The sequence below is a fragment of the Microbacterium sp. CFBP 13617 genome, from assembly GCF_014839445.1.
Taxonomy (GTDB): domain Bacteria; phylum Actinomycetota; class Actinomycetes; order Actinomycetales; family Microbacteriaceae; genus Microbacterium.
In genome coordinates this window covers 422,724-446,620 of sequence record NZ_JACYNW010000001.1, presented here as the reverse complement: position 1 = coordinate 446,620, position 23,897 = coordinate 422,724, and the positions used below count along the sequence as shown (strand labels likewise).

Sequence of the window (23,897 nt, the reverse complement as noted above, 5' to 3'; positions counted from 1 at the left end):
ATGTACCCATGGCCAACCACACTGCCGTCGCGACCCTCCACACCAACCACGGCGACATCGTCGTCAACCTGTTCGGTGACCACGCTCCGCGTACCGTCCGCAACTTCGTCGGGCTCTCCGACGGAACCCAGGAATGGACCAACCCGGCTACGGGTGCCCCGGGCGAAGGTCCCCTGTACTCCGACGTGATCTTCCACCGCATCATCCCCAACTTCATGATCCAGGGCGGCGATCCCCTCGGCCAGGGCATCGGTGGCCCCGGGTACAACTTCGACGACGAGATCAGCCCCGAGCTCGACTTCACGGCGCCCTACAAGCTGGCCATGGCCAACGCGGGACTGCGTCGCAACGCCATCACCGGCAAGGCCGAGGGCACCAACGGGTCGCAGTTCTTCATCACCACCGACCCGACCCCGTGGCTCCAGGGCAAGCACACGATCTTCGGCGAGGTCGCCGATGACGCCTCCAAGGCCGTCGTCGACGCCATCGCCGCGGTGCCCACCGGTGCGCAGGACCGGCCGAAGGCCGACGTCGTCCTTCAGTCGGTCGACGTCGTCTCGGTCTGAGTCCCACGGGCGGCGGGGGTGTCTACGACCGACGAGTTCCGTCGCAACAGCGACAACTTCTGTTACCGGCACCCTGACCGGCAGAGCTTCGTTCTGTGCCAGCGGTGCATGCGCACCGTGTGCCCGGATTGCCGTACCCCCGCCGCCGTCGGAGTCATCTGCCCGGAGTGCATTGCGCAGCAACGCGCCTCGCAGACTCCGGCGCAGAAGAAGGCGCAGCGCCGCTGGGCTTCGCGCCCGATGGCGATCGTGTCGTCGGACCGCCCCCGCGTGACCCTGGCGATCATCGCTGTGACGGGGCTGGTCTACATCATCGGGTTGATCCCCGGTGTGGGTCCCCTGCTCACCAACCTGCTGGCGTTCAACAGCGTGTACCTGCTGCCGCAGGCCGGTGTCATCCAGCCGTGGCGGTTGCTCACCGTCGCGCTGGTGCACGGCGGGTTCTTCCACGTGGCGTTGAACATGCTCGCGCTGTGGTTCATCGGTCGCAATCTCGAGCCGCTGCTGGGTCGCGCGCGCTTCCTGACGCTCTACGTCGTCGGCGCCCTCGGCGGCTCGGTCGCTGTGGCCCTGCTCGCTCCCGGGGTGTGGACGGTCGGTGCGTCGGGGGCGATCTTCGCGCTCTTCGGTGCCCTGCTCGTGATCGGCCGCCACATCGGTGCCGACATCCGGGTGATCGGCGTCATCATCGCGATCAACTTCGCTTGGCCGTTCGTCGCGGCCGGCGTGCAGTCGATCGGGAGCGGTGACTTCGCCGGGGCACTCGCCGCGGTGGGTATCTCGTGGCAGGCGCACCTCGGTGGGCTCGCCACGGGAGCCGCCGTGGGATTGATCTACTCCCGCACGCGCGCGCCGCGCCAGCGCGGTCTGCAGATCGGTCTGCTCGTGGCGCTCACCGTGGTGCTGGTCGGCCTGCTGGCCATACCCGCGATCGCCTACGTCTGAGAGTTATCCACAGATCCATCCACAACCTGGGGATGAATTACACGGGTGTAACTTTCGGGCGAGTCAGCGCCAGCGCGTCGTCATGAGGAAGCCGACGAAGGCGATGCCGAAGCCGATGACGAGGTTCCACGGACCGATGCCCGGGATGGGGAACTGCGAGTTGCTGAGGTAGAACACCAGCACCCACACGAGGCCGACGAGCATGAGTCCGACCATGAGGGGCAGGAACCACACGGGGTTCGGTGCCGATCCGCCATCATTGCGTTCGGCGATCGGGTCGTCGCCTTTACCAGTTCGCGCCATGCGGTCAGTCTAACGGCCAGGTGACCACGGACCCACGGAACTAGACTCGCCTGGTGCAGACCGTGCAGCAACCACCGACCCGCCGCAGCCGACGTGGTGGCCGCGGCGACCGGCGACGTCTGTCTTTCGTCGGCGTGCTCGGCGACCTCCTGGTGACCGCCGGCGTGGTCGTGCTGCTGTTCGTGGTCTGGCAGCTGTGGATCGGCGACGCCATCATCGGCGCGCAGTTCAAAGACGAGGCCAGCAACCTCACCGACGAATGGGCCAACAGCGCCCCGGCCGCGCCCGCACCGTCGGTCACCCCGACGCCGGGAGCGACGGGTCCTGCCACCGCAGAGCCCCCGGCTCTGGATCAGCCCGGTGACGGCGAGGTGTTCGGTGTGCTCCGCGTGCCGCGTCTGGGCGCGGATTGGCAGTTCAAGCTGGCCGGCGGGGTGAGCGCGTCGGTGACTCTCGACCCGATCGGTCTGGGGCACTACCCCGACACCTCCATGCCGGGTCAGGTCGGCAACTTCGCGATCGCCGGCCACCGCGGCAGCCACGGCGCACCGTTCGCCGACCTCCCGTCGCTGCGCGTCGGAGACGCCGTGGTCGTCGAGACCGAGGGCGGGTGGTACACCTACCGGTTCCGTAACCTCGAGTACGTGCGCCCCGACGGTGTGGAGGTGCTGCTGCCGTTCCCCCAGGCGCCGCAGATCGAGGCGACCGACCGCGTCATCACCATGACCACGTGCAGCCCTCGCTACGGTTTCTCGGAGCGCGCCATCGCCTACGGCGTCTTCGAGTCGTTCACCCCCCGCACCGACGCCGGCCCGCCGGTGTCACTGACCTCCGGAGCCGCCTGATGTACGGAGCCCTCTGGCGCGTTCTGCCCGGTCCGTGGTGGGTACGCCTGCTCATCGTCCTCGTGCTCGCGGCCGCCGTGCTGTACGGACTGTTCTTCTACGTCTTCCCCTGGGTGAGCGACATCGTCTATCCCCAGGAGGTCACGGTCGAGTGACCGACTGGCGCGTCGTCGTCGTCGACAACCGCGACAGCTTCGTCCACACTCTCGCCGGGTACGTCCGCGACCTCGGCGCCATCACCGTGATGATGTCGGCCGATGACCCGGCCCTGCTCGAGACGACGTCGGGTGCCGACGCGATCCTGGTCTCACCCGGACCCGGTCATCCCCTCGACGCCGGTCAGTCGGTGGCGGTGGTCCGCGCCGCGTACGACACCGGGGTTCCGCTGCTCGGGGTCTGTCTCGGGCACCAGGCGATCGCCGCGGCGTTCGGCGGACGGGTGGGGCACGCACCCGAGCTGCTGCACGGCATCACGAGTGTCATCCACCACGACCGCGAGGGCGTGTTCGCCGACCTGGCCGACGGGTTCGTCGCGACGCGGTACCACTCGCTCGCGGTCGACCCGTCGTCGGTGCCGGGCGACCTCGAGATCACCGCGCGCACGGATGGCGGGGTGATCATGGGTCTGCGGCACCGTACCGCCCCGATCGAAGGCGTCCAGTTCCACCCCGAGAGCGTGCTCACCGAAGGCGGCCACGCCCTGCTGGGTCGCTGGCTCGAGAACGCCGGCCTGCGGGGCGCCGCGCTGCGCGGCGCCCGACTTCACCCGCGGCGGCTCAGGAGCCCGAGCACGTCGTGAGGGTGATCTCGCTGTGCACCGGCACTTCGCCCGGGGCCAGCGACTGCGTCTTCACCGTCGCCGGCGACGAGGCACGGCATCCGGGATCCTCGGTCACCTGCACCGTGAGCTGCTTCGCGTCGGACTCGAGCTCGCGCTTGGCCGCATCGACGGTGTAACCCGTGTAATCGACGATCACGATCTGACCGCTGGCCACGACGAGGTTCACCGTCGTGCCCTTCGCCACGTCGGAGCCCGAGGCGAGACTCGAGGAGATGACGGTCCCCCCGGCCAGGGCGGGATCGGTCTGACGACGGATGGAGCCCACCGACAGACCGGCGGCTTCGAGAGCGGTGCGGGCCTCGGTCTCGGTGATGCCGTCGAGGGTCGGGACCTTGGCCGTGTCGGGGCCCGTCGAGACGTAGAGCGTCACGAGCTGCCCCGCGGCGACCGAGGTGTCGGCCTCGGGCGTCGAGCGCGTGACGTTGCCCGCGGCGATCGTCTCGCTGGACTCGTTCACGCGGCTCGTGGTCATCTGCTCGGCCTCGAGCGTCTCGACGGCGCGTTCGTACGACATGTCGACGACGTTGGGGACGGCGAGCGAGGTGGTGGGCACGTCGTCGGTCTGCTGGATCTGCATGACCCAGATGAGGACGGCGACCAGCAGCACCGCGAGGACGGTCACGCCGGCCCAGATCCACGCGACCGGGGGCCCGGCCTGCGTGCGCCGCATGGTGGTGTCGGTGCTCAGCTGACGCAGGGAGCGCGCGGTCTCGGCGGCCTGGCGCGGGTTCGGACCGTAGAGCTCGTTCGACAGCGCCGACATCTGGCGCTTTGTCGGCGCCTTGCCGTCGACGGTCTCGTCGAGCGCTTCGCGGAAGCTGGCGGCATCTTGCGGACGCTGGAACGGATCCTTCGCCAGGGCGCGGAGCACGATGGCATCCAATGCCCGCGGGATGGTGTCGTTGATCTCGCTCGGCGGGAGCGGTGCCTCGCTCACGTGCTGATACGCGACGGCCACGGGGGTGTCGCCGCGGAACGGCGTGCGCCCCGCGAGCAGCTCGTACAGGACGACTCCGGCCGAATACAGGTCGGCGCGCGCGTCGACGGATTCGCCCTTCGCCTGCTCGGGGGAGAAGTACGCCGCGGTCCCCACGATGGCCGTGGTCTCGGCGACGGTCGACGAGGAGTCCGACACCGCGCGAGCGATGCCGAAGTCCATGACCTTCACGCGCCCGGCCTCGGTGATCATGACGTTGCCGGGCTTGATGTCACGGTGCACGACGCCGGCCCGGTGCGAGTACTCCAGAGCCTCGAGGATGCCGTCGACGTACCGCAGAGCGTCGTCGGTGGGCACCGGCCCCTCGGCGATCACGTCTTTCAGCAGGCGCCCCTGGACGAGTTCCATCACGATGTACGGGACCGGGCGATCGTTGCCGTCGAGACCCGTCTCGACGTCTTCACCCGCGTCGAACACCCGCACGATCGTCGGGTGCGCCATGCGCGACGCGGCCTGGGCCTCGAGACGGAAGCGCGTGCGGAACGCGGCGTCGCCGGCGAGATCGGTGCGCAGGATCTTGATCGCCACCGTGCGGCCGAGCGTCTGATCGTATCCGCGGTAGACGCTGGCCATGCCGCCGCGACCGATGAGGTCGTCGACGCGATAGCGCCCGGACAGGACGCGCGTCTCAGTGGTCACGAAGGAACTCCTGGCGTGGGGGGATGACGGAGGTCAGGGCTTGGTGTTGCTGCCGTTGTTGCCGCCGTTACCCGTGATCGTGGGGCTCGGGGTGTTGCCGCCGGTGATGCTCGCGGACGCTTCGCCCGAGGGCCCGGCCGTACGATCCGTGCCCGAGCAGCTGACGGTGTAAGTGACCCGCAGGGTCTGACCCACGGAGTTGCTGACCTTCAGCGATGCGGTGCGCGCGTCGGGCTCGAACGACGCCGTGGACTGCCCGTTGGTGTCGAACGTTCCGTTGACGGCGGTGAAGTTGTACGACGCGACCGATCCGGTGCCGGAGGGGCAGGTGTACTGCTGCCACGAGACCTGCACGTCGGCGCCGGCGGTCACCGTCGACCCGGGGAGGGTCGGCGTACCGGGCGCGGTCAGCGGCGTCTCGTCGGCGTACGTCGTGACGGTGATCGTCGTGCCCTCGTCGACGCGACCGGTCGGGTTGACGTCGTAGATGAGGCCGACGTCGGCCGTGGTGGTCGCGGCGTTGCCGACGCGGCAGTCGGCCACGAGACCGTTGGACTCGAGGATGGCGCGCGCGTCGTCGCAGGTCTTGCCGTTCAGGCCGAGAGACGCCACCTCGACACGCGTGGTGGTGGGGCTCGGGGCCGGCGAGGGGGTCGAGGGTGCCGGTGCGGGCGTCGACGCCGACGGTGCGGCGCTGGTGGGCGCGGGCGCCGGGGCGTCTTGGTTCGACAGCAGGCCGACGACGGTGGCGCCGAGGATCAGCGCGAGCAGGGCGATGAGGGCGACGAGCGGCCACGTCCAGCGGCTCCGCGCCTTCTTCTGCGGCTGCACGTCTTCTTCGGTGTGCTCCTCGGTGAGGAGCGACGTCGCCGCCGCTCCCGCTCCGGCTGACGGCAGCAGACGCGTCGCCGCGGAGGTCTGCCCCGCCGTGAGCAGCTGCGTCGCGTCGTCGGCGACGGCGGCACCCGCGGCGATGGCCGGGACCGCTGCGGCGGCCGCGACGAGATCGCCGCGACGGAGGGCGGTGGCTGCGCGCGAGACCGCGGCCGAGGAGGCCGGTCGGTCATCGGGCTTCTTGGCGATCATCGCCATGACGAGGTTCTGCACCGGCACGGCCACCGTGGGCGGCAGGGGTGCGGGCTGCTCGTTGATCTGCGCCATGGCGATCGCGACCTGCGACTCGCCCGTGAAGGGGCGCTTACCGGCCAGGCATTCGTACGCGACGATGCCGAGCGAGTAGGTGTCGGTCGCGGGCGACGCGGGGTGACCCGACGCCTGCTCGGGCGAGAGGTACTGCACCGTGCCCATGACCTGGCCGGTCGCGGTCAGCGGTACCTGGTCGGCGATTCGGGCGATGCCGAAATCGGTGATCTTCACGCGCCCGTCGGGCGTGATCAGCAGGTTGCCCGGCTTGATGTCGCGGTGCACGAGGCCGGCGGCGTGCGCCGCCTGCAGGGCCGCGGCCGTCTGGGCGACGATGTCGAGCGTCTTGTCGGTCGACAGGGACCCCTCGCGCTCGAGGATGGTCGAGAGGGCCTCGCCGGGGACGAGCTCCATCACGAGGAAGGCGCTGCCGTCTTCTTCGCCGTAGTCGAAGACGCTCGCGATGCCCTCGTGGTTGACGAGGGCCGCGTGACGGGCCTCGGCGCGGAAGCGCTCGAGGAACCCGGGGTCGCCCATGTATTCGTCTTTGAGGATCTTGATGGCGACGGTACGTCCGATGACGTGGTCGTTGGCTTCCCAGACCTCGCCCATCCCGCCGATCGCGATCCGCGAATCGAGCTCGTACCGCCCGCCGAAGGTCACACCTTGTGTCGGTCTCATTTACCCAGCACCGCCTCCATGACCTTCTTCGCTATCGGGGCGGCGATCTCGTTGCCGCTCCCGCTCTGCCCCTGGCCTCCACCGTTTTCGACCACCACGGCGACGGCGACCTGGGGGTCGTCCGCCGGGGCGAAACCGGTGAACCAGAGAGTGTAGGGACGGGAATCGTTCTCCGCGGTGCCGGTCTTACCCGCCACCTGAACCCCGTCTATTCTTGCATTCGATGCGGCGCCGTCCTGGACGTTCGCCGTCATCATGGTGACCATCTGCGCGGCGATGGTGCTCTCGAGGGCACGACCGAACTCGCTGCTGCTGCTCTCGTCCTTGACGGACAGGTTGGGCTCGATGACCCGGTCCACCATGCGCGGGTTCATCACGACACCGCCGTTGGCGATACCCGCCGAGACCATGGCCATCTGCAGGGGCGTCGCGCGCACGTCGCCCTGTCCGAAGCCGCTGAGCGCGGTCTGCGGGGCGTTGGGCGACGAGGGGTAGGTGGATGCCGTGGACTCCAGCGGCATCGTGAACTGCGCGTTGAAGCCGTACTTCTCGGCCTCGGCGCGGATCGCGTCATCACCCAGGTCGACGGCGAGCTCGGCGAAGGGGATGTTGCAGCTCAGGCGCAGGGCGGTCGCGATCGTGACGGTGTCCCCACCGCCGCACGTTCCGCCACCCGCGTTGCTGACGACGTTGGTCGACTGCGGCAGCGTGTACGCGGCGAGGTTGGGGAAGGCGGAGTCGGGGGTGTAGCGGCCGGATGCCAGGGCAGCCGAGGCCACGACCAGCTTGAACGTCGACCCCGGAGGGTTGAGGTTGCCGCCGATGGCGCGGTTGTCGAGGGGGCGCGACGAGTCGGCGACGAGCTGGTCGTACGCCGCGTTCACGGCATCCGTGTCGTGCGAGGCGAGGACGTTCGTGTCGTACCCGGGCTTGGACACCATGGCGAGGATGCGGCCCGTCGACGGTTCGATCGCGACGACGGCGCCCTGCTGGTCGCCGAGGGCGTCCCACGCCGCCCTCTGCACGTTCGCGTCGAGAGAGAGCTCCACGTTCGAGCCGCGCGGGGCCTGGCCCGTGATCGCGCGGTCGATCCGTGAGAAGAACTGGTTCGAGTCCGAGCCGCTCAGCACGCTGTTCTCGGCGGATTCGATCTGCGTCTTGGCGTCGAGCACGGGGTTCATGTAGCCGGTCACGGGCGCCCACATCTCGGCATCCGCGTACTGGCGCTGCCAGCTGTAGACGTCGTCGGACGGCACCGACGAGGCGATGGCCGTGCCGCTGGCGATGATCGATCCGCGCTGGATCTGGTACGAGTCGTACAGCGCGCGCGTGTTGCCGGTGGTGTTGGTCAGGTCGTTCGCCTGCACGACCTGGATGACGCTGGTCGAGGCGAACAGGGCGATGAACATCGCGAGCATCACGATGCTGAGGCGTCGGAGTTCTTTGGTCACGGTGCCTCCTTCGAGATCGGGGCGCCGGGGCGCGGGGTCATCGGGGTCATCAGCCGATCACCACTCGCGGGCGGCTGCGGACGGCATCCGAGATGCGCAGGAGGAACGCGACGATGATCCAGTTGGCGATGAGCGAGGAACCACCCGCCGCGAGGAACGGGGTGGTGAGGCCGGTGAGCGGGATGACGCGCGTCACGCCGCCGACCATTATGAACACCTGCAGGGCGATCGTGAACGAGAAGCCCGTGGCGAGCAGCTTGCCGAAGTCGTCCTGACCGGCGAGCCCCACGCGCACGCCGCGGCTGGCGAACACCATGTACAGCGCGAGGATCGCGAACAGGCCGACGAGGCCGAGTTCTTCGCCGAGGCTGGGCACGATGTAGTCGCTCTGCGACAGCGGCGTGATGTAGGGCCGCCCCTGACCGAGGCCCGTACCGAACAGTCCTCCGTGCGACAGGCCGAAGATGCCCTGCACGAGCTGGTAGCTGCCGCCGTCGCGATTGACGACCTCGGGGTCGAACGCGTTCAGCCAGTTGGCGAAGCGCCCGTTCACGTACGGGAGGAACCGGGATGCCAGGAACGCGCCGACGCCGACGAGCACGAGACCGATGAACACCCAGCTCGTCTTGCCCGTGGCGACGTAGAGCATGGCGACGAACATGCCGAAGATCAGCAGCCCCGTGCCGAGGTCGCGCTGCAGGACGATGATGCCGAGCGAGACCAGCCAGATGATCAGCACGGGTCCGAGCTCGCGGGCGCGCGGCCAGGTCATGAAGAGGAAGCGCGTGCCGGTGGAGGTGAGGCTCTCGCGGGTGCGCACGAGGTAGCCGGCGAAGAAGATCGCGAGGCAGATCTTCGCCAGCTCGCCCGGCTGGAACGACACGAAGCCGAGCGAGACCCAGACATCGGCGTTCTGGTCGGTGCCCAGGCCCGGCACGAACGGCAGCAGCAGCAGCAGGATGCCGACGAGACCGAAGAGATAGGTGTAGCGGAACAGCACGCGGTAGTTGCGCACGAAGATCAGCACGGCAAGGGCGATGACCATCGCGATGACCGCCCAGGCGATCTGGCGGTTGCCCGTGGCATCCCATCCGCTCGCCTCGTCGGCCAGGTCGATGCGGTAGATCATCGCGATGCCGAGGCCCGTGAGCACGGTCGCGATCGGCAGCACGAACGGGTCGGCGTCGCGGGCACGCAGGCGCAGGACGACGTGCATCACGAGGGCGAGGAACGCCGGAACGCCCGCCAGCAGGAGGAAGGCCGGGTCGACGGCGCCGTTCACGCCCAGCTGAACGAGGGCGACGGCCGAACCGTAGACGGCGACGGCGAAGACCAGCAGGCCCAGCTCGCGGTTGCGCTGCGTGGCGGGGACGCGGATCTTCTTCAGCGCGCGCATGACCGCGGTGTCGGTCGAGACGGCCTCGCCGCGGGTGAGCTTCTGATCGGTCATCCGCCGGCCTCCTCGGTCGGGCGCAGCCGGTCGACGATGAGCTCGGCATCGGAGAGCGATCGCGCCGAGATGGTGGCCTCGACGGTCTGCCGGTCGAAGTCGGACAGATCGGCCAGCACGATGTTGGTGTCTTCGTAGACGGTCGACAGCGAGACCGGGCCGATGGACTGCTGGATGCCGCGATAGATGACCACGGAGTTCTCATCGGCGCCGACGTAGTAGCGCGTCTGCGTCCAGTTGTACCCCGCGAACAGCGAGACGCCGATCCCCGCCAGCACGATGAGCAGGGCGGCGAGCCAGCCCAGTCGACGACGGCGGGCGCGGCGACGGTCTTCTTCGATGAGCTCCTCGAGGAACTCGGCCGCGGGTTCGAAGTGCGTGGGCTCGTTGGCCGCCTGTCGGGCGGGGTGCAGCCACCCCGAGCGACCCGGACGAGCGGCGGGAACGACGACACCGCTCGGGTTCGAGGCGGATCCGACGATCGTGGGAGTGCCGATGAACACGGGGTGCTGTCCGCCGACGTCGACGAGCACGACCGTGACGTTGTCGGGTGCTCCGCCGTCGAGCGCCTGCTTCAGCAGGGCATCGGCGGTGCGCCCCGGCGGCAGGCCCAGGCCGAGGGTGCGCGCGGTGTGCGGGTCGTCGACGACGCCCGACAGGCCGTCGGAGCACAGCAGCCACCGGTCGCCGTCCTGCGTCGGCATGATGAACGTGTCGACCTCGGGGTCGGGGTCCATGTCGCCGAGAACGCGCATGAGCACCGACCGGCGCGGGTGGTACCGCGCCTCTTCGGGCGTGATGCGGCCCGAGTCGACGAGGCGCTGCACGAAGGTGTGGTCGGCGGTGATCTGGGTGAGCGTGTCGTCACGGTAGAGGTAGATGCGCGAGTCGCCGATGTGCCCGATGACGGCGTAGGCGTCGACCATCACGAGCGCGCTGACGGTGGTTCCCATGCCGGCCAGCTCGGGTCGGCGGGCGACGGTGTCGATCAACTCGGCGGCGGTGTCGGCCAGAGCGTCGCGGATCGCGTGCTCGGCCTCGGACGGCGTCGTGAAGGGCTGATCGAGGTCGGTGAGACGGTGGATCGCGAGGCTCGAGGCGACGTCACCGCCCGCGTGGCCGCCCATACCGTCGGCGACCACGAAGAGGTTGGACCCGGCGTAGCCGGAGTCCTGGTTGTTGGAGCGCACCTTGCCCGTGTGGGAGATGGCGACGCTCGAGCCCTGGAAGACCATGGAGGAGGGTTACTTCCTCAACTCGAAGGTCGTGGCGCCCACCTTGATCGGTGCCCCGACCTTGACCTGGACCGGGGAGGCCACGCGCACACCGTCATGGGAGGTGCCGTTCGTGGAGTCGAGGTCCTGCAGCATCCACTGCTCCCCCCACAGCACGAGACGCGCGTGGTGGCTGGAGGTGTAGTCGTCGCGCACGACGAGGCCCGACTCGCTCGAGCGGCCGATCGTGAGGGGCTCGGTGCCGAGGGGCAGCTCGAGGCCGGCCTTCGGACCGCTCGTGATGACGATGCGCGAGACGCTCGCGGTGGTGGCGAGGCCCCCGGCCGGTGCGGGGACCGGGGCCGCGGGGCGCTTGACCTGAGTGGTGACCGCGTCGGGCGAGGCGGTGGGGGCCGCGGCCGCCGGAGCTGCGGCGGCGACCGGCTCGGGGAGCTTTCGCACCTTCACGCCGAACAGGTCGGCGCGCAGCGAGTAGACCACTCCGAAGACGAAGAACCACAGCAGGACGAGGAACCCGCCCTGCAGCAGGAGGAGAGTCAGCTGACTCATGAAAGGGGTCCCCGTTCCCGGACGTCGAAGATGCGCGTGGCGTCGGACGCCGAGGGGCGCCGCGGCGGTTGCGCCTGCGCCACCACTCGGAACACGATATTGGTCCGACCGATCGAGATCGTCGAATCTGGCGGCAGAGCGGCCTCGGTGACCTTGTGGCCGTTGAGCGTGGTGCCGTTGGTGGAACCCAGGTCACGGACCATCGCGCGCTCGCCGTCCCAGAGGATCTCGACGTGCTTGCGGCTCGTGCCGGCGTCGGGGATGGTGATGTCGGCGTCGCTCCCGCGCCCGATGACCGTGCGGGCCGAGGAGAGCGGATGACGCTTGCCGTCGATGTCGACGACGCCGCGCCACGCGACCTGGCCCTCGGTGGTCTGCGAGTCGACGCGCAGGGTGCCGGTGGACAGCGACCCGTCGCGCTCGATCGAGATGGCGACGGGACCGGCGAAGGAGTACCCCTGCGTGCGCGCGTGCTTCTTGACCAGGGTGTCGAGTTCGGTGACCAGGGTCGACCCGAGCGCGCTCATCTTCTCGTCGTCGGCGGGAGAGAGGCGCACCGAGAACGAGTTGGGCGCGAGGATGCGGTCGCGGGTGACCACGACGGCCTTCTTGTCGAGCTCGCTGCGGAGGGCGGATGCGATCTCCACCGGCTGGATGCCGCTGCGGAAGGTCTTCGCGAACGCACCGTTGACGGCGCGTTCGAGACCCTTCTCGAAACTGTCGAGTAGTCCCACAAGACTCCTTCAGGCAGGCAGACCAGTAGGCACATCGTAGCCAGGGCTGCTGTGCAGGTCATGGACGCGCCTCTCGGGGCCTGCGTTTCGTCGTGCGGGCGCGACCGTGATATTCTCGGGAAGTTGGTCGCGTGGCATCCTCGATGCCGCGCACGCGCGAGTGGCGGAATAGGTAGACGCGCTGGCTTCAGGTGCCAGTGCCTTCACGGGCGTGGGGGTTCAAGTCCCCCCTCGCGCACACAACACAGAAGGCCCCGGGTTCATCCCGGGGCCTTTCTCGTTCTCGGGGGCGGGTCGGCCCATTCGACCCCGGCGCCACGCGACAGCGTGAAAATGCGGGAAACCCCGGTGCGAGGCATGACGATGGAGTCATGGTGGGGGAAACGCAGACGGTGCAGGAATCCGCGGGTACCGGGCAGGTGATCCAGGCGATGCGCTCGCCCGTCTTCACGGCGGTGGTGTTCCTCGCGACCGTCGTGCAGGTGTGCGCAGACCCGCTGGTCGCCCTGTGGACGGGCGCGGGGGAGTGGGGGCACCAGCTGCCGCCGGCCGTCGTCATCGGCCTCGCCGCCCTCGGATGCCTCGCCCAGGCGCTCTGCGTCACACAAGCGGCCCACCGCCCCGTATCGGCCATGCTGGGGGCCCTGGCCTGCTACCTCGCGATCGCTCTGTGGTTGGGGGTTCCGACGTGGGCGTCTCCGATGCAGTTGGTCGTCGCGGTGGCGATGTTCGCCGTCGGCAGCGCGCGGTCGATTCCCGTCGCCGCGGCGTGGGCGGGGGCGAGCGTGCTCGTGGCCGTGGTGGGGCTGGGCCTCTGGGCCGCGGCGGCCGGAGCGCCGACCGGCGCCGTCGTCAGCTTCGTCCTCACGGAGGGCACCGCCCTGGCATCCGTGTGCTTCGCCGGCGTGGCCCTGGGGATGCTGTGGGCGGTGCTCGAGCGGCGCACGCAGCGCGCCCGTCGACGCGCACTCGCCTTCAAGGCTCAGCAGGCCGAAGCCGTCGAGGCGTCGCGCAACGCCGAACGCGGCCGCATCGCCCAGGAACTGCACGACGTCGCCGGTCAGCACCTGGCGGGGCTCGTCTCGCTGTGCGACGCGTCGGTGGAACTCGCGCCGGAGCACCCGCAGCAGGCACTGCACCTCATCGAAGAGGTGCGCGCCGAGGGACGCTATGCCGCCGCGAGCCTCTACGGCGCGCTCGGCGACCTGCGGGCCGTCGACTCCTCGGCCCAGACGCCCACGCCGGATCTGCGGAGCCTCTCCGTGCTCGTCGCGTTCTGGCGCGAGCGCGGCATGGACGTGCGGGTGACGACGACCGGGGATCTGCAGTCGCCGCCCGTGGTCGTCTCGACCACCGCGTACCGGGCCATCTCGGAGGGGCTCTCGAACGCCGCCAAGCACGCGGCGGGAGCCGCCGTCGACATCGGGGTGCACGTCGACGCCGACCGGCTGACCGCGACGGTCGCGAACGGACCGGCGAGACGGGTGAGGGCCGACGAGGACGACCTCGGACTCGGCTGGGGGTTGGATAGCCTGCGCCAGAAGCTCACTCTCGTCGACGGGTCCGTCGACGCGTCGGCAGACGACCAGGGGGGCTGGCACCTGGGGGTGGAGATCCCCTTCCCGAGGACGACGGAGGCGGAACGTGATTGACAGTGCACCCATCCGGGTTCTCATCGCCGACGACAACCGCCCCTTCCGACGCGGCGTGCGCCTGCGCCTCGAGCACGCCGACGGGATCTCGGTCGTCGGAGAGGCCGCCACCGGTCGCGACGCGCTCGCCGGGGCGCTCGCCGCGCACGCCGACGTCGTGCTGATGGACCTCGAGATGCCCGAGATGAACGGCATCGACGCGACGCGCGCCGTCGTCGAGGAGTCGGGGGGCTCCACCCGCGTGATCGTGCTCACCAGCCACGGCGAGGACCGCCTCGTGATGCGGGCTCTGCGCAACGGAGCGGCGGGCTACCTGCTCAAGACGCACGACAGCGCCCAGCTCATCGACGCCATCCACGCCGCGCACCGCGGTGACGCCCTCGTGTCGACGCACGTGACGGCCCCCCTGCTGCGCGACATCGCCGAGCGCCGCCTGAGCGCCGACGACCGGGCCAAGGTCGCCTCGCTCAGCGCGTCGGAGAGCCGCGTGGTGCGGCTGCTCAGCGAGGGAGTCACGTCGAACGAGCAGCTGGCGGCGCAGTTGGTGGTCTCGGTGAACACCGTGCGCACCCACATCCAGTCCTCGCTGCGCAAGGTCGACGTCTCGGATCGCACGCAGCTCGCGCTGTGGGGAGTGCGGGTGGGCTCCGAGCTCACCGCTCGTCCGGATGGACGAATCTGATCGTCGTCATCTGACGCCCCCGGTCGCGCTCGGAGCGTGGCTCGACCCCCGGGATTGCGCGCGTGACCGGCGCGAATCCCCCCGCGAAACACCCTCGATCCCGCCGTCGGCCCCTCCGCGGTGAGGAGCCGCTCCGCTCGCGCGAGAACACCATGGCTTCGCGCCGCGTCAGTCCGGCGTCTCAGGCGGCGTGGGCGGGGGCATGGACGCGATCTATCCGGTGTTCGCCCGCGCGGACCAGACCTTCTACGACCATCCCTCGCGACGCCCGCCGGCAGCGGACGACCGCCGATTCGTGGTCGACGCGACCGAGGGCTGGAGCCGCGTCGACGACGGGATCTGGACGTACCTCGAGCCGGCCGGGGTCGTGCTTCCCGAGCAGGGCTGGAAGATCCACCTCAGCAGCACGGCGGACACCGCCGACACGGTGCTGCGCGAGGTCGCCGCCCACTGCCTGCGCGCGGGAATCGCCTTCAAACACCTCTCGACCGAGGGCGTGCGGGCGTCGTCGAACGCGAAGGACGCCGGTCGTGAGGGCTCCGGCAAGTTCGTCACGATCTACCCGACGTCGATCGATCAGCTGCACCGCACGTTGACGCACCTCGGGCGGCGCACCGCGCGCCTCGCGGGACCGCACGTGCTCTCGGACCTGCGATGGCGGGAGGGGCCGGTGTTCGTGCGGTACGGGGGCTTCCACCGGATGTTCGTGGACGTCGAGGGAACCGCGGTGCCGGCGATCCGGCATCCGTCGGGGCACCTCGTCGCCGACGTGCGGCGGCCGGGGTTCGACCCGCCGGCCTGGGCACCCGTTCCGCCTTTCCTGCGGAACTTGATCGATGAGCTGCGTGACCGCCAGCCGCCCCCGGGCTTCCCCGAGATCACCGGGGTCGTGCAGTTCTCGAACGCCGGCGGCGTCTACACCGCGCGCGATGACGGGCGCGAGGTGATCGTGAAAGAGGCGCGCCCCCACGCCGGGGTGACCCCCGATGGTCTCAGCGCGGTGCAACGCGCGGATCGCGAAGCCCGGACGCTGCGGCGACTCCAGGGAACCGGCACCGCGACCCTGCTGCGCGAGTTCACCGTTCTCGAACATCGCTACCTCGTTCTGGAACGCGCACGCGGCCTGCCGCTGCACCAGGCGGTCGTGGCCCGGCATCCGCTCGTGTCGGCCGAGGTCGACGCCGACGCCGTCGACGCCTACCGGACCTGGGCCCTCAAGGTCGCGCGACGTGTCGAGCGGGCGCTGACCGCGGTGCACGCGGCGGGCCTCGCGCACGGCGACGTGCATCCGGGCAACTTCCTCGTCGACGACGACGACGAGGTCACCCTGATCGACTTCGAGATGGCGCGCCCCGCGGCCGACGACGTCCCCGCGGTGATCGGCGCGCCGGGCTTCGTCGCCTCCGACGGTCGCGGCGGGGTGGCGGCGGACGTCTTCGCGCTGCGGCGCGTGCAGCTCTTTTTGTTCGCGCCGATGACGCCCGTCTTCGACCTGCACGCGGGGAAAGAGGCCGAGGTGCGCGCCTGGGTGAGCGAGAGGTTCGAGCTGAGAGACGAGGACGAACGCGCGCTCGGGTTCGCCCGCGTGTCGCCTTCGGCGCCCGACGACCTCGCGGATCCCCTCGCCGCCGTCGCCCGCCAGCTGATCGCGGATGCCACGCCCGAACGCACCGATCGCCTCTGGCCGGGCGACCCGGCGCAATTCGACGAGCCCCCGTACGCCCTCGCGCACGGAGCGCTCGGCCCGCTGATCGCGCTGCACGCGGCCGGGGGTCGGGTGCCGCCCCCGCTCGCGGAGTGGTGCGAGCGCGCGGTCGAGGCGGCCTCCGCCCGCTCAGGACTGTTCGACGGGTTGGCGGGGGCCGCCGCGGCGTTGCAGGCACTCGGGCGGGTCGACGCGGCCGACCGCGCCGCCGAGCGATGTCTCGACGCTCCGCTGCGGTGGGACGCCCCGGGGCTGTACGGGGGACCGGCGGGAACCGCGCTCGGACTGCTCCGCCTGGCGGACCGACACCCCGAGCTGGTCGGCCGGGCGCGCGGCATCCTGGACGAGATCGCCGATCGCGCGAACGGGTGGAGCGAGCGTTCGACCGACCCCGTCGCCACGGGGGCGGGCGGTCTGCTGCGCGGCCCCAGCGGGATCGCCCTGCTGGCGATGGCCCTCTTCGACCGCGACGGCGACTCGGCGCTGCTGCAACTGGCCGATGCGGCGATCCGGGCCGACCTCGCACGGTGCACCGAGGCCGCCGACGGCTCGCTGCAGATGAACGAGGGATGGCGGCTCCTGCCGTACCTCGGCTCGGGATCGGCCGGCGTCGCCCTCGCCCTCGCCGCGCTCGTGGAGCGGGACCCCGCGCACCCGCTCACCGCCACTCTCTCGGCCCTCGAGCGCGCGAGTCTGCCCGAGTTCGTGCTGGAGTCGGGTCTGTTCCAGGGGCGCGCGGGTCTCATGCTCCTGCTGGCGCGAACACCGACACCCGAGAAGAGCCGCGCGCTGCAGCGCCATCGGCGGCTGCTGCGTCTGCACGAGATCCCCCGCCCCGACGGCGTGGGGTATGCGGGTCGCGCCTTGCTGCGTCTGTCGTGCGACCTGGCCACCGGCTCGGCCGGCGTGCTGTGGATGCTCGCGAGTCTTCGTGACGGTCAGCGGTTGGCGCTGCCGTTCCTCGACCTCCCCCCGGTCGACTCCGCCCGACACCGGGCGCCGAGCCCCGGGGGGAGGTGACATCAATGGGATACCTGCTTTCTCTGCAGACGCTCGAGCGCGGTGAGACCGAGCGCAGCGCGGTCTTCGCCAGCTCCTGGAGCACGTCGATCTGCTACAGCAGCACGTCGACCGGCCTCTGCCGCTAGGCGGTGGCACTCGACCGGTGCGGGTGGGACCAGGGGGTTGGGGCTCCTGCCCGCACCGCCGTCTGATCCCCGGGGAGGAGGCTGGGCGGAAGCCGCCCCCAATTGCGGCATCCGCCCAGCATCGGTGTGCAGACCCGAACTGACACCGAGAGCGAGACGGGGAGCGCGAGCCCCACGCGAGCGCGAACGTCTCGCTTCTGCCGACGCTAATCGCCCCCGTCGCCGCAGATTCCGCGCCGACGGCGTGCTTTCTCGCGCCATACCTCGTCGGCCGCCGTGAACAAGCGGATAAGTGCCGCGGGGCCTCGACGAAGTCGCCGTGTTTTCTCGTCTGAAAAGACGACGGCTCCCCGGGACCGCCCCGTCAGACCGATTTCATCGACCCCGAACACCATGTTCGGCTCGAACGCAACCCACCCCCCGAGAATCGAACCTGGGAGCAAGCTGGATGAATCGAGGGACCCGCGAGAGCGGTCTTCGGTTCACACTCGCGAAAGGGACACATCATGGGATTCTTCGGATTTCTTCTTCTCGGCCTGCTGGCCGGCGCCATCGCCAAGCTCATCCTCCCCGGCAAGCAGGGTGGCGGCTGGCTCATCACGCTGCTCCTCGGCGTCGTCGGCGCGCTGCTCGGTGGTTTCCTGGGTGGCCTGATCTTCAACGCGCCCCTGCAGGACTTCTTCTCGATCCAGACCTGGCTGCTGGCCATCGGTGGGTCCATCATCGTGCTGCTGATCTACGGCTTCATCACGAGCCGCCGCTCCGCACGCTGAGGTGAAACGAAGGGCCCGGGGCGGTGGAACCGCGCCCCGGGCCCTTCTGCGTGCACGGGGATCCGCTTTACTGTCCGGATGCCGAACACCCGACGCCGCCCCTTCGTCATCGCGCTGGTGATCGGGGTGCTGCTGGCGGTGATCTGCGTGTGGCCGCAGGCCCTCGGTCTGCACCGGCTGCCCCTCGTGTCGAATGCGATCCCGTTCCGCGGCATCCTGGCCCTCGTTCTCGGTGCTCTTGCGCTCGTGGCCACCGTGGTGGCGGTGCTGCGGCGACGATGGAGCGTGGCAGCGGCCCTCGCGATCGCGCTCGCCGCGGCGACGGTCGGTCACGGTGCCGTCCTGCTCGCGCGGGGCGGAGGCAGTGCGATCGCGGAGGGTGATCTGACCGTCGTCGCGTGGAACACCTACGGCGGCGGCGCGTCGCCCGAGAGCATCGCGCGGCTCGTGCGCGAGACGGGGGCCGACGTGGCGAGCCTGCCCGAGACCGATGCGATCGCGGCGGCCGCGGTGGTCGGCATCCTGGCTCGGGATGGTATCGAGATGACGCACGACACCGTCGTGTCGGAGCCGGGCGATGATCCCGTGCCGACCTCGATCCTGATCGCGACCTCGCTCGGCCCGTACGAACGCGACGCGTCGGCGGGATCGACTCCCGGCGTACCGAGCGGCGTGTGGCGGCCGAGCGATGGCGACGGCCCCGTGCTGGTGGCCGCTCACCCTCTGCCCCCGTTGACGCTGATCATGACCGAGTGGGTCGAGGGGCTGGACTGGGTCGCCGCGCGATGCGCGGAGCCCGACGTCATCGTGGCGGGGGACCTGAACGCGACGCTGGACCACTTCTCGGGGCTGGGTCGCGACGGAGGGGTGATCGGCGGATGCCGCGACGCCGCCGCCGACCGGGGTGCCGCGGCCGTGGGCACCTGGCCCGTGCGGTTGCCAGCCGCGCTCGCCGCACCGATCGACCACGTGCTCACCGGTGGCGACTGGGAGGCACGCGGATTCGCGGTCGTCACCGGCTTCGACGACGCCGGGAGCGACCACCGCCCGGTCGTGGCGACGGTGTCGCGTCGGTGAGGGATCTTCCGCCGCGGGATCGTCGACCCTAGGTTGGTCGGACGATCGATCACCGAGGGGACGTTCATGTCGGAGAAGCGCCGCGTCGAAGAGGCCTACGCCCGGGCCGAGCAGCAGGCGGAGCGAGCCGAACAGGCCAGCGCCACCGACGACTCGTCGATCGAGGTCGACGAGTCACTCGAGGAGTCGGAAGAGCCGAACTAGCGGGCGCGGCGAACGTCCGCGGCGGGCGACGGCGGGTTCTGGCCGCGGGAGGTAGAAGCGCGCTCCGGGGCGGGGGAGTCGGGTGCGCCGATCGCGGTGATCCGGCGATTGTGCGCGGCGATGGCGACCACGTAGGGCACCCAGATGAGGACGATGATCGCGCCGCCGGCCACGAGGGCCGCGGCCCATGGCTCGGTCTCGACGAGCCGAGGCATCATGCCGACCCCGAAGACCGTCAGCCCGATTCCCACGGCGCGCGACGCGACGGCTCGACGGGGCGCCTTTCGCGGGTTCGCCCAGTACGACACACGCTCCCGCGGGTACGCACCCAGGGTCAGGTGGATCGACCACCACCACAGCGCGGCTCCGACGACCGCGAAGGCGGCCCACCACCATTCGCTCACCATGACTCCAGCCGAACACGGATGCCACGGGAGGTCAACGTCCCGGCCTACTCCAGGGTCGGCGGCAGGACGTAGACGATGTCGGCGCCGTCGCGCTCGTGCTCGACGAAACCGAGGCGGGCGAGAACGGCGTGCGAAGGATCGTCGTCGGCGGACACGCAGGCGTACAGCGGGCGCTCCGGTTCGCGGACGGTGAGCAGACGCAGCGCCTCGGTGGCGGCATCGTCGCCCGCGTGCGGCGACACCGCGAGCAGGATCTCACGGTCTTCGTCGACGTCGAGTGCGGCGGCGACCCCCACGACCGCGGCGTCTTCGACGATGGCGTGCACACTCGCGCCGTCGCCGTCGACCCACCGGTCGAACGAGGCGCGGTCGTCGATCGACACCCGTGGCCACGTCGAGGTACTGTCGCGGAGCGCCGCGAAGGCGGCATCCCGATCCTCGTCACGAAGGTCGCGCAGCTCGATGTGGGGCATGGCGCCACGCTAGCGAAGGGCTCCCTGTGCCCCGCCGGCCTTGCGCCGTCAGGCGAAGCCGTGCAGGGCGAGGAACGTCCAGGTGGCACCGTTCGCGTCGCGCGCCGACACCTGCCCGCGCAGGTGTCGGAACAGGGGGCCGCGGGTGTCCCCGTCGATGCTCGTCCAACCGTCGAGATTGCGGCGGAGCACCAGCTGGGTCTGGGCGAGTGCTCTTGCGAAGACGATATTGCGCGAACCGGCCACCACGTGGGCGTACAGGGCGAGCACGGCCGTCACGTACGACGGCGAGGTCTCCGCGTCGCGCATGGCGTCGACGTGCCGGACGGCGGTGTCCATATCGGTGGCGGTGAGGCGGGGGAGGGCCACCCGCATCGCCCCCGCGATGGTGTGCGCGGCGTACTCCCGCATGTCGATCCGCGCGCGGTCTGTCAGCTCCGAGACGCGGGTGTAACGGTTGGCGGCGACCTCCACGAGGCCGATGCGCTCGAGTTTCTGCAGGGCCTCGCGCACGGGGGTGCGGGAGATGCCCATGAGCTCCGCCAATTCGACGTCGCGCAAACGGTCACCGGGTCGCAGGCGCCCGTCGACGATCGCCTCGCCGAGGGCGGAATACGCCTCCTCGACGAGCGCAGAAGCGCGTCTCCGGGTGTCCATCACGCGGATCATACGACTCCCGGATATCACAGAACATCGCCATAACTACCTGATTCTTCGTTTTCTTGTCGCGCAGAGGCTCGCGCGACCGGTAATGTCATCACGTCACGCCTCGCGTGACATATCCGGGGGGATCCGTCGACGCCCGGGCTTTGAGCAATGCTCAGCCCGGGCGTCGTATGGGCTCCGGAGCGATTCCCTCTCGCGCACCGGCCGGTCTACCGCGCATGGGGACACCACCACCCCGGCGATCGACGCAACGTTTGTGTCACGGACCTGTGCGCCGGGCGATCCCGCCCGTTACCGTGGGGGCACAGTCCGGCGCGCACGGTGCCGGCTCAAGCGGAAAACGGCATGACGATGAGCACGCAGGGCACGGTCAAGTGGTTCAACTCGGAAAAGGGCTTCGGCTTCATCGCCCCCGATGACGGCGGTCAGGATGTCTTCGCGCACTACAGTGCGATCCAGTCGGGCGGCTACCGCTCGCTCGAAGAGAACCAGCGCGTCGAGTTCGAGGTCGCCCAGGGCCCCAAGGGCCTTCAGGCCGAGGACATCCGCGTCATCTGATCTTCTCGGGCACGTCCCGGATCGGCCTCGGCCGCGCTCGCGTCACTCGACGATCGTGCGCGGCCGGGGCCTTCACTGTTCGTGGCGCACGAGATCGACGCCCGCGGAGGCGAACTGCCGGATCGTGGCGTGCGGCAGGAACGCCCGCGTCAGAGCGGCACCGATGCGCGCGAGGTCGGCCTCGTCGCGGTAGAGGAGCGAGAGCGTCTCGTACCGCGGGTGGAACTTCTGCTTGAAGCGGTGCAGCGAGGCGAACCCGTACACGGGCTCCAGCATGCTCGCCATGCGCGCCTGCAGGTCGACGATGGCCCCGGCGTCGGCGGGGTACTCGTGCGCCAGCGGCGCGCCGGACAGCGACATCACGGCCGCCCCCTCCGTGGAGAACTGCTGCGCCGACGAGCCGATCAGGTACTCCATCACCGGCCCGAACCCGCCTTCGCGTCGGCGCATGAGATCGAGCGTCCACCCGCGCACCGCCCCATCGCCGTAGATCGGCAGCCACGACAGGAAGCCGTCGACGTCGCCGTGCGGCGAGACGGCGAGGGCGATGCGGACCTCGGGGTCGGCCGCCTCGTGCAGGGTGCCGAGCGTGAACCCCATCTCGGGCAGGTCCTTCTCGTCGACCCAGCTCTCGGAGATGGCACGCAGCTGTTGACGCACGCCCCAGGTCTCGTCGGCGAGGCGCGAGAGACGGAACGTCATCCCCTCGCGCTGTGCGCGGTTGAGCGACGTGCGCACGTCGCCCCAGGCCTTGCCGGTGAAAGCCAGACCCGGCAGGTCGACGACGGTGTCGTCGGCCACCACGATGCTGCGCCAGTCCGAGGGCACCGCCGCACGCGTCGCGTCGTCGGCGCTGAAGAAGCAGGGCGCGAGCCCGGCGGCCTCGGCGCTCTCGATGAACGCCCGCACGGTGGCGGCGCGCGTCTCGACCGGACCGAGCGGATCGGCCAGGGCGAGCGCCACGCCCGAGCGCCGCTGGTAAGCGACGATCCCCCGGCCGAATCGCGCGTACGACATCCCCTCCCACGTGGTCATCCACGACAGGGTCCCGCCGCCCGAGGCCCGCAGCTCGGTCTTCACGTCTTCGACCCCGGGGGCGGGCGCGTCGCCGAGGGCCGCGCGCGGGCGGGCGCGGAAAGCGGCGCGCACGAGCACGAAATACGCCGCCGCCAGGATCCACAGCGTCGACGAGGCGAGGATGCTGGTGAGGTCGGCATCCAGGTCGGCTTCGAGCTCGGTCACGCCCACGAGCAGGGCGAGGAGCAGCGTGAGCAGAACGAGCACGAGGTTCAGGGCGCTGTAGGTCAGGAGCACGATCCACGCCCAGCGCCGACCGCGGTGGAGCGCCAGGGCGACGACGAGCACGAGCACGGTGTTGACGGCGACGTCGAGCCACGAGCCGTCGGCGGGGCCCGACGAGCCGAACGGGCCCGTCATGGGAGCGACGTAGCCGATGATCTCCATCGCCCCGAGGGTGCACACCAGAGCGAACGCGATCAGTCGCTGCTCGCGCACACTCACGCGTTGCGGGCGCAGGGAGCGGTCGACGCCCAGCACCAGCGTGGCGGCGAACACGTGCTGCAGGTCGGACAACGTTCCCCAGTACAGGAATGTCACCGACAGGACGGCGATCAGCGTCGTGCCGGCCCGCAGGCGCCAGGGTGAGGGCAGGACCCCGACGGCGGCCGCGAGGCAGGCGACGATGCCGCCGGAGGGTCCCACGCCGAGGGCCATCGCCTGCTCCTGGGCCCACGCCCACGGGAGCAGGGCGGCGCCCCACAGGAACGCGGCCGCGGCGAGAACGGAGAAGAGCTGGCCGGTGCCGAAGTAGGCCAGTGCCACGCGACTGCCCCGACGGAACTCCAGCAGCGCCATGCCGGCCAGACCCGGAACGACGAGCGCGTAGACCCAGGGGGCGCCGATGAAGAACGAGCCGGTGAGCGGCGTCCACCAGCGGCCCGCCTCGAGCGCCGGCAGGCCGTAGGCCACGCTCGAAAACAGGGGAGACGCGGTGAACGGCTGCCACAGCGCACCCACCGCGACGCCGACGAGGATCAGGATGCCGACGAGTGCGAGCGTGGCCGGGATGCGGCGCGCGACCGCGCTCACGCGGCGGGTCGTGGTGTTCTCCCTCATGCCGCTAAAGATAGGGCACGGCCGCTCTCGGCCTCTC

Annotated in this window: 25 protein-coding genes and 1 tRNA gene; 14 read left to right on the top strand and 12 right to left on the bottom strand. The window is 70.3% G+C overall.

From position 1 onward, the window contains the following. Nucleotides 1–8: 8 nt before the first annotated feature. Nucleotides 9–566, top strand: coding sequence for a peptidylprolyl isomerase (locus tag IFU40_RS01895; RefSeq protein ID WP_191925187.1), 558 nt, complete (start codon nt 9–11; stop codon nt 564–566). Between the two features lie 18 nt (nt 567–584). Then, nucleotides 585–1,511, top strand: a complete 927-nt coding sequence (locus tag IFU40_RS01890; protein ID WP_342343459.1) for a rhomboid family intramembrane serine protease — start codon at nt 585–587, stop codon at nt 1,509–1,511. A 63-nt stretch (nt 1,512–1,574) separates the two neighbouring features. Here the strand turns inward: IFU40_RS01890 and IFU40_RS01885 are convergent, their stop codons facing one another. Next, nucleotides 1,575–1,814, bottom strand: a complete 240-nt coding sequence (locus IFU40_RS01885) for a cell division protein CrgA (protein WP_055832306.1) — start codon at nt 1,812–1,814, stop codon at nt 1,575–1,577. Nucleotides 1,815–1,867: 53 nt separating this feature from the next. Between IFU40_RS01885 and IFU40_RS01880 the strand changes: the two genes are divergently transcribed. From IFU40_RS01880 to IFU40_RS01870, 3 genes are read left to right on the top strand one after another with little or no spacing between them, the layout of a single operon-like run. Beyond that, nucleotides 1,868–2,659 carry a class E sortase gene (locus IFU40_RS01880; protein WP_191925186.1) on the top strand — a complete coding sequence of 264 codons (792 nt, stop codon included), beginning with the start codon at nt 1,868–1,870 and terminating at the stop codon, nt 2,657–2,659. Next, a complete protein-coding gene (locus IFU40_RS01875; RefSeq protein WP_162239381.1) occupies nt 2,659–2,814 on the top strand; it encodes a DUF4175 domain-containing protein in 156 nt (51 codons plus the stop codon). The genes IFU40_RS01880 and IFU40_RS01875 overlap by 1 nt, the downstream gene beginning before the upstream one ends. Continuing rightward, nucleotides 2,811–3,458, top strand: a complete 648-nt coding sequence (locus tag IFU40_RS01870) for a glutamine amidotransferase-related protein (protein WP_191925185.1) — start codon at nt 2,811–2,813, stop codon at nt 3,456–3,458. Before IFU40_RS01875 ends, IFU40_RS01870 begins: the two co-directional genes overlap by 4 nt. Here the strand turns inward: IFU40_RS01870 and pknB are convergent. From pknB to IFU40_RS01835, 7 genes are read right to left on the bottom strand one after another with little or no spacing between them, the layout of a single operon-like run. Continuing rightward, nucleotides 3,436–5,136: a Stk1 family PASTA domain-containing Ser/Thr kinase gene (gene pknB, locus IFU40_RS01865; protein WP_055832300.1), complete on the bottom strand. Its 1,701-nt coding sequence runs from the start codon at nt 5,134–5,136 to the stop codon at nt 3,436–3,438. The genes IFU40_RS01870 and pknB overlap by 23 nt on opposite strands. 33 nt (nt 5,137–5,169) lie before the next feature. After that, the gene (locus IFU40_RS01860; RefSeq protein WP_191925184.1) at nt 5,170–6,960 is read right to left on the bottom strand and encodes a serine/threonine protein kinase; all 1,791 of its coding nucleotides are present in this window, start codon (nt 6,958–6,960) and stop codon (nt 5,170–5,172) included. Then, nucleotides 6,957–8,411: a peptidoglycan D,D-transpeptidase FtsI family protein gene (locus IFU40_RS01855; RefSeq protein WP_070408901.1), complete on the bottom strand. Its 1,455-nt coding sequence runs from the start codon at nt 8,409–8,411 to the stop codon at nt 6,957–6,959. Before IFU40_RS01855 ends, IFU40_RS01860 begins: the two co-directional genes overlap by 4 nt. A 49-nt stretch (nt 8,412–8,460) precedes the next feature. After that, a complete protein-coding gene (locus IFU40_RS01850) occupies nt 8,461–9,861 on the bottom strand; it encodes an FtsW/RodA/SpoVE family cell cycle protein (RefSeq protein ID WP_191925183.1) in 1,401 nt (466 codons plus the stop codon). Continuing rightward, nucleotides 9,858–11,096 carry a PP2C family protein-serine/threonine phosphatase gene (locus tag IFU40_RS01845; RefSeq protein WP_055832291.1) on the bottom strand — a complete coding sequence of 413 codons (1,239 nt, stop codon included), beginning with the start codon at nt 11,094–11,096 and terminating at the stop codon, nt 9,858–9,860. Before IFU40_RS01845 ends, IFU40_RS01850 begins: the two co-directional genes overlap by 4 nt. Nucleotides 11,097–11,105: 9 nt before the next feature. Then, entirely contained in the window at nt 11,106–11,645 is a 540-nt protein-coding gene (locus IFU40_RS01840; protein WP_055935212.1) for an FHA domain-containing protein FhaB/FipA, read from the bottom strand. Then, the gene (locus tag IFU40_RS01835; RefSeq protein WP_055832287.1) at nt 11,642–12,379 is read right to left on the bottom strand and encodes an FhaA domain-containing protein; all 738 of its coding nucleotides are present in this window, start codon (nt 12,377–12,379) and stop codon (nt 11,642–11,644) included. Before IFU40_RS01835 ends, IFU40_RS01840 begins: the two co-directional genes overlap by 4 nt. A 154-nt stretch (nt 12,380–12,533) precedes the next feature. Here IFU40_RS01835 and IFU40_RS01830 point away from each other — a divergent pair. From IFU40_RS01830 to IFU40_RS01800, 8 genes are all read left to right on the top strand, one after another. Continuing rightward, nucleotides 12,534–12,617 (top strand) — tRNA-Leu (locus tag IFU40_RS01830). 133 nt (nt 12,618–12,750) lie between these two features. Beyond that, nucleotides 12,751–14,031, top strand: a complete 1,281-nt coding sequence (locus tag IFU40_RS01825; RefSeq protein WP_191925182.1) for a sensor histidine kinase — start codon at nt 12,751–12,753, stop codon at nt 14,029–14,031. Beyond that, a complete protein-coding gene (locus IFU40_RS17135; RefSeq protein ID WP_055935218.1) occupies nt 14,024–14,713 on the top strand; it encodes a response regulator in 690 nt (229 codons plus the stop codon). Before IFU40_RS01825 ends, IFU40_RS17135 begins: the two co-directional genes overlap by 8 nt. Before the next feature lie 202 nt (nt 14,714–14,915). Continuing rightward, complete coding sequence (gene lanKC / locus IFU40_RS01815) at nt 14,916–17,438, top strand: class III lanthionine synthetase LanKC (protein WP_191925181.1); 2,523 nt, start codon at nt 14,916–14,918, stop codon at nt 17,436–17,438. 5 nt (nt 17,439–17,443) lie between these two features. Then, entirely contained in the window at nt 17,444–17,566 is a 123-nt protein-coding gene (locus tag IFU40_RS16975) for a hypothetical protein (RefSeq protein ID WP_258027444.1), read from the top strand. A gap of 506 nt (nt 17,567–18,072) precedes the next feature. Then, complete coding sequence (locus IFU40_RS01810; RefSeq protein WP_055832279.1) at nt 18,073–18,339, top strand: GlsB/YeaQ/YmgE family stress response membrane protein; 267 nt, start codon at nt 18,073–18,075, stop codon at nt 18,337–18,339. Nucleotides 18,340–18,417: 78 nt separating this feature from the next. Then, on the top strand, nt 18,418–19,416 hold the full coding sequence (locus IFU40_RS01805) for an endonuclease/exonuclease/phosphatase family protein (RefSeq protein WP_191925180.1): 999 nt from the start codon (nt 18,418–18,420) through the stop codon (nt 19,414–19,416). Nucleotides 19,417–19,482: 66 nt separating this feature from the next. Then, nucleotides 19,483–19,620: a hypothetical protein gene (locus IFU40_RS01800; protein ID WP_181015909.1), complete on the top strand. Its 138-nt coding sequence runs from the start codon at nt 19,483–19,485 to the stop codon at nt 19,618–19,620. Here IFU40_RS01800 and IFU40_RS01795 read toward each other — a convergent pair. Genes IFU40_RS01795 through IFU40_RS16645 form a run of 3 tightly spaced genes read right to left on the bottom strand, consistent with a single transcriptional unit; the run spans nt 19,617 to nt 21,157 of the window. Further along, nucleotides 19,617–20,027, bottom strand: coding sequence for a hypothetical protein (locus tag IFU40_RS01795; protein ID WP_191925179.1), 411 nt, complete (start codon nt 20,025–20,027; stop codon nt 19,617–19,619). The genes IFU40_RS01800 and IFU40_RS01795 overlap by 4 nt on opposite strands. 44 nt (nt 20,028–20,071) lie before the next feature. Then, nucleotides 20,072–20,500 (bottom strand): GNAT family N-acetyltransferase, encoded by a 429-nt coding sequence (locus tag IFU40_RS01790; RefSeq protein WP_191925178.1) that lies wholly within the window; start codon nt 20,498–20,500, stop codon nt 20,072–20,074. Nucleotides 20,501–20,548: 48 nt separating this feature from the next. After that, complete coding sequence (locus IFU40_RS16645; RefSeq protein WP_249404020.1) at nt 20,549–21,157, bottom strand: GntR family transcriptional regulator; 609 nt, start codon at nt 21,155–21,157, stop codon at nt 20,549–20,551. A 360-nt stretch (nt 21,158–21,517) separates the two neighbouring features. Between IFU40_RS16645 and IFU40_RS01780 the strand changes: the two genes are divergently transcribed. Next, nucleotides 21,518–21,724 (top strand): cold-shock protein, encoded by a 207-nt coding sequence (locus tag IFU40_RS01780; RefSeq protein ID WP_055833134.1) that lies wholly within the window; start codon nt 21,518–21,520, stop codon nt 21,722–21,724. A 72-nt stretch (nt 21,725–21,796) separates the two neighbouring features. On the opposite strand, the gene IFU40_RS01775 is transcribed toward IFU40_RS01780, so the two are convergent. Then, complete coding sequence (locus IFU40_RS01775) at nt 21,797–23,860, bottom strand: bifunctional lysylphosphatidylglycerol flippase/synthetase MprF (RefSeq protein ID WP_191925177.1); 2,064 nt, start codon at nt 23,858–23,860, stop codon at nt 21,797–21,799. Nucleotides 23,861–23,897: the final 37 nt, after the last annotated feature.

Coding starts and splice junctions, on each gene's coding strand:
- IFU40_RS01895 (WP_191925187.1), top strand. CDS start 9: ATGGCCAACCACACTGCCGTCGCGACCCTCCACACCAACCACGGCGAC.
- IFU40_RS01885 (WP_055832306.1), bottom strand. CDS start 1,814: ATGGCGCGAACTGGTAAAGGCGACGACCCGATCGCCGAACGCAATGAT.
- IFU40_RS01875 (WP_162239381.1), top strand. CDS start 2,659: ATGTACGGAGCCCTCTGGCGCGTTCTGCCCGGTCCGTGGTGGGTACGC.
- IFU40_RS01860 (WP_191925184.1), bottom strand. CDS start 6,960: ATGAGACCGACACAAGGTGTGACCTTCGGCGGGCGGTACGAGCTCGAT.
- IFU40_RS01850 (WP_191925183.1), bottom strand. CDS start 9,861: ATGACCGATCAGAAGCTCACCCGCGGCGAGGCCGTCTCGACCGACACC.
- IFU40_RS01845 (WP_055832291.1), bottom strand. CDS start 11,096: ATGGTCTTCCAGGGCTCGAGCGTCGCCATCTCCCACACGGGCAAGGTG.
- IFU40_RS01840 (WP_055935212.1), bottom strand. CDS start 11,645: ATGAGTCAGCTGACTCTCCTCCTGCTGCAGGGCGGGTTCCTCGTCCTG.
- IFU40_RS01825 (WP_191925182.1), top strand. CDS start 12,751: ATGGTGGGGGAAACGCAGACGGTGCAGGAATCCGCGGGTACCGGGCAG.
- lanKC (WP_191925181.1), top strand. CDS start 14,916: ATGGACGCGATCTATCCGGTGTTCGCCCGCGCGGACCAGACCTTCTAC.
- IFU40_RS16975 (WP_258027444.1), top strand. CDS start 17,444: ATGGGATACCTGCTTTCTCTGCAGACGCTCGAGCGCGGTGAGACCGAG.
- IFU40_RS01810 (WP_055832279.1), top strand. CDS start 18,073: ATGGGATTCTTCGGATTTCTTCTTCTCGGCCTGCTGGCCGGCGCCATC.
- IFU40_RS01805 (WP_191925180.1), top strand. CDS start 18,418: ATGCCGAACACCCGACGCCGCCCCTTCGTCATCGCGCTGGTGATCGGG.
- IFU40_RS01800 (WP_181015909.1), top strand. CDS start 19,483: ATGTCGGAGAAGCGCCGCGTCGAAGAGGCCTACGCCCGGGCCGAGCAG.
- IFU40_RS01795 (WP_191925179.1), bottom strand. CDS start 20,027: ATGGTGAGCGAATGGTGGTGGGCCGCCTTCGCGGTCGTCGGAGCCGCG.
- IFU40_RS01790 (WP_191925178.1), bottom strand. CDS start 20,500: ATGCCCCACATCGAGCTGCGCGACCTTCGTGACGAGGATCGGGATGCC.
- IFU40_RS16645 (WP_249404020.1), bottom strand. CDS start 21,157: ATGGACACCCGGAGACGCGCTTCTGCGCTCGTCGAGGAGGCGTATTCC.
- IFU40_RS01780 (WP_055833134.1), top strand. CDS start 21,518: ATGAGCACGCAGGGCACGGTCAAGTGGTTCAACTCGGAAAAGGGCTTC.
- IFU40_RS01775 (WP_191925177.1), bottom strand. CDS start 23,860: ATGAGGGAGAACACCACGACCCGCCGCGTGAGCGCGGTCGCGCGCCGC.